The 3926-nt window shown below is 51.5% G+C and carries 4 protein-coding genes; 3 read left to right on the forward strand and 1 reads right to left on the reverse strand.

Features of this window, described 5'->3' with window-relative positions:
* The 3 genes from ABYT30_RS16735 to ABYT30_RS16745 all read left to right on the forward strand — a co-directional run.
* The coding region (locus tag ABYT30_RS16735) for an SDR family NAD(P)-dependent oxidoreductase (protein WP_373097579.1) at window positions 1-430 on the forward strand (430 nt) is incomplete at its 5' end.
* Between the two features lie 63 nt (window positions 431-493).
* On the forward strand, window positions 494-1561 hold the full coding sequence (locus ABYT30_RS16740; protein ID WP_373080396.1) for a hypothetical protein: 1068 nt from the start codon (window positions 494-496) through the stop codon (window positions 1559-1561).
* A gap of 129 nt (window positions 1562-1690) precedes the next feature.
* Window positions 1691-2794: a helix-turn-helix transcriptional regulator gene (locus tag ABYT30_RS16745; RefSeq protein ID WP_373097581.1), complete on the forward strand. Its 1104-nt coding sequence runs from the start codon at window positions 1691-1693 to the stop codon at window positions 2792-2794.
* A 37-nt stretch (window positions 2795-2831) separates the two neighbouring features.
* Here ABYT30_RS16745 and ABYT30_RS16750 read toward each other — a convergent pair whose 3' ends face one another.
* Complete coding sequence (locus tag ABYT30_RS16750) at window positions 2832-3581, reverse strand: enoyl-CoA hydratase/isomerase family protein (protein WP_373080400.1); 750 nt, start codon at window positions 3579-3581, stop codon at window positions 2832-2834.
* Window positions 3582-3926 lie beyond the last annotated feature (345 nt).

Genomic DNA, 3926 nt, shown 5'->3' on the forward strand with positions numbered 1-3926 from the left:
TGCCGTGCCGGACATGGTGGCCGCAAAATTTGGTCGGATCATCAATGTTTCCAGCGCTGTCGCAGTGCAGCCGAATAACCTTGGCGCTGATTATTCCGGTGCAAAAGCCGCGCTAAATAACTTCACCGTGAGCCTTGCGGGTTCACTGAAAGGCGTCGGCATTACCGTTAACACCGTGTCACCCGGCATCATTATGGTCGATGGTCTGCTCAGATTCGGCCGAATCAAATATGGGGATGACAGCTTAACGATTGAAGAGGTCACCCAGCGCTTAGCCGCCGATAAGGTATTTGACCTACCCCCAGCTGGTCGACTTGGCACCCCGCAAGATCTCGCAATGGTCATCAGCATGCTTGCGAGCCCCCTATCCGGCTTTGTCACTGGCGCGAACTATCGAGTTGATGGCGGTCAAGTTCGCTCGCTCAATTGAGGTCAACGACACACAAAATGCTACTCAGCAATTTCAACAAAAAATAAACAAGGCGGAAAACGCATGTCACAAAAAAAATATCGCGTAATTCAGTGGGCCACAGGCACCGTTGGTAAAGTCGCGCTAAAACATTTCATAGAAAATCCGGTCATAGAACTCGCTGGTGTATATGTCACCAAGCCCGAAAAAATCAACAAAGACGCGGGCGAATTGCTTGGCCTCCCCCCTACCGGGGTGCTCGCCACCAACGATATTGAAGAACTTATTAAGCTCGATGCCGATTGCGTATTTTTTGCTGCATTGATTCAAGACGTTGATCTGTACTGCCGCCTCCTGCGCTCGGGGAAAAACGTGGTTACCGCCGCAGGCCCGTTTAATCCGACCGAGCGCTATCGCGATCAATTTGACAAGATTGAGGCTGCCTGCCGGGATGGCAATACCTCATATCATGGCTGCGGTGTACACCCTGGTTTCTCTGGCGACATTTTGCCGCTCACCCTGACCCGACTCATGGACCGCGTCGACTGCATCGAGGTTACCGAGATAATCGACAAACTCAGAAACCCGATGATTTACACCGAAGTTATGGGCTTTGGTCGTGACCCCGACGAGTTACTAGCCAATCCGAGCCGCTCCCCAGAAGCGCCCTTTGCCTTTGAAGGATCAATGGCCATGGTCATTGAAGGTTTGGGCAAAAAGCTCGAAAAAATAACAACAAAACTAGAAGTCGCAAAAGCGACTAAAGATATTCCCTACACACTCGGTGAAGGCATTCCCGGCGGCGGTATTATCCGCACCGGCACCGTTGCCGGTCAGCACTTCGAGTGGACAGCTTGGGTAGATGGCGCGCCCTTTATGATTTATCACTTCTACTGGGTGATGGGCGAGGATGTCGAGCCAAAATGGAATAGCGGCGACAGCTGCTACTTAGTACAAATGCACGGTAACCCGCCACTCGAGGTCAGGGTTATGGGCGGTACCGAAGCCGATGGCCGCCGCCCCTTCAATGGCCTACCGTGGACCGCACTCATGGGCGCTACCGCCATCCCAGCAGTCTGCGATGCTAGGTCGGGCGTAGTAACCCATATCGACTTAGGTGTTATACAGCCGCGTGGCCTGGTAAGGGCATAAGCGACTGGATTCTGATAATCTGTATAAACGCGGGGCCAAACACACCCCGCGTCACCCTAAAAAAACCACTCAGCACTACGCTGGTATATAGCAATAACAACGATAAAATACGCACGTTGAGAGAGTATTGTGGAATCCAAGACCGGCTCAAAGCTATTACTTGCGCTAATGAATGGCCCCTTTGAAAGCCCGCAATGGTCGACGTTTCTTGACGAGTTACGCCAGTGTACGCAAGCGGACTATGCAAGCCTTGTCTTTCGCCCCCCCGGCTTAGCAACGAACACCGTTTTTCACCTATTTTCAGGCAACCGGTGTCCACCGGTTATTCAGCAGCTATACCGCGATAGTTTCTACCGACGCGATCCCACGCCCTACCACGAAATGAACGAGGCCCGAGTGTACACACTCGATGAGCTACTCGACAGCAACAATCCTGCCCATGCCGCCTACCTAGAAGCGGTAATGAGCCCCAGCGGGATGAACAGTGCAAGGATGATGCGCTTGGTAGAAGCCAGCGGAGTCAATGCCTGGCTCACCATCACTCGGCGCGAGCAGGACTTCGAAGCAAAGGACGACAGCCTATTAACATCGCTCGAGCCCTACCTGCGCAGTATTTTACGCAGCTACGTCGCCTTAGAGCGAGAGCGGACTAACGCCACTCTCGCAGGCGACGCCATCCACCGCCTCAGCTTTGGTTGGATCACCTTAGATACTACTGGCCAAATACTGGAAACCGATGATCAGGGTCACCATATTCTTGAAAAATCTGGTGTCTTGCACCGCGACCCCCATGGCTACCTCAAGGCATCGTCGGCCAAACACGGCCGCGACATCATGAGCGCGATTACCGCGCTAGCAAATACTGCTAATGCAAAACCCCGCGCAATAATCTTAAGTAGGGACCCCTGGCTAGACATGTTGCTGGTAAAAGCCAACCGCGATGTCATCTCAGCCACGTCCGTTCCGGCAGTTGTTGCCTATGTGCATAGCGACAGCGCGTCAGCTACTGATCACTGTGAGCAACTGATTCAATTGTTCGATTTACTGCCTAGCGAAGCGCGACTAGCACTCGCCTTAGGCCGTGGTATGAATATCACCGATGCGGCGCAGGCACTTAGTTTAACCGTCGAATCCGCACGGACGTATTCCAAAAAGATTTACGCAAAAATGGGCGCAAGGGGACACTCCGACCTAGTGCTGTTTATTCAACGCAGCATTTTGCAGATCGCTTAATATCCCCCGTCACACCCCGGCAACGTTAGTCGTAATATTAATTCTTCGCGTTAAAATTGCGAATCACCTCGGCAAAGCCGGGACCATGCCCTGGCGTATGATGAAGTTCCCAGGCATTCCCCGCCGCGAGACTCATACCATCGGTATCTTCAAACAGCTTTTTGATCTCGCGATTGGAACGCCGACTGGTTTTTAAAATATCTGCACATAGTGCCTCGACTGCGCTATCGAGCTCGACATCTGGGACTGCCATGTTTGCCAAACCCATTTGCACCGCTTCAATACCAGAATAGCTGCGTGCGGTAAAAATCATCTCTTTAGCCTTAGCCATACCGACGCGTCGAGGCAAACGTTGCGTTAACCCCCAAATAGGTACTAAATCAAATTTAGAGTGCGTATCCGCAAACCGAGCATCTTCGGCAGCGATGATAATATCCGCCGCTAGCACCAGCTCCAGCCCTCCGGTATAGCAGTGGCCCCGAACACCAGCAACAACAGGAAATGGCAGCGTAGCTAAGCGCTCGACGAGTTTATTTTCTATACGCTCCGCCGCCCCACCCTCTGCACCAGAGGCAAGGCCTTCTAAATCATGGCCAGCACAAAAACTGCGGCCAGACCCTGTCAGCAACAAACAGCCAATTTCTTCATAGTTCAGTTGGTCTAAATAGGTCGAAATTGCTTCGAAGCTCGCTAAGCTCAGCGCATTGAGCTTTTCCGGCCGGTTTAAGATAAGACGACACAGGCCATTATCAACATGACAAATCACTGAAGGTTCTGATGTATCCATAATTATTGACTCATTTCGGCAGTTCAAAAAATAACCCTGGCTTTATAAACACTCAGCGCTTAGTAAGCCATAAGTCTATTCCAGACCAACACTCAGCGCCGATAAATGCTAAGCCAACAACCGCGCCAGACAAGTAATACGCCCGCCTCCGTCAAGCCGTGACAGCTGTCTCGCCACTCAGTTGGAGACGCGGCAAATGCACCAACTATTCGGAAGTTTAAATCATGGCCACAATCGCAAAGTAAACTTATCATGCTTGAGATAATCAATTGAAAACCAACCGCCACAAGCTCTCGGAGCAGGATATACGCAATGCAATTACCGATTACAACAACGCGTATTCAA

It is taken from the genome of Zhongshania sp., assembly GCF_041623545.1.
In the GTDB taxonomy this organism is placed as follows: domain Bacteria; phylum Pseudomonadota; class Gammaproteobacteria; order Pseudomonadales; family Spongiibacteraceae; genus Spongiibacter.

Excerpts from the sequence above, each read along its gene's own strand:
- ABYT30_RS16740 (WP_373080396.1), top strand. The coding sequence starts at position 494 with ATGTCACAAAAAAAATATCGCGTAATTCAGTGGGCCACAGGCACCGTT.
- ABYT30_RS16750 (WP_373080400.1), bottom strand. The coding sequence starts at position 3,581 with ATGGATACATCAGAACCTTCAGTGATTTGTCATGTTGATAATGGCCTG.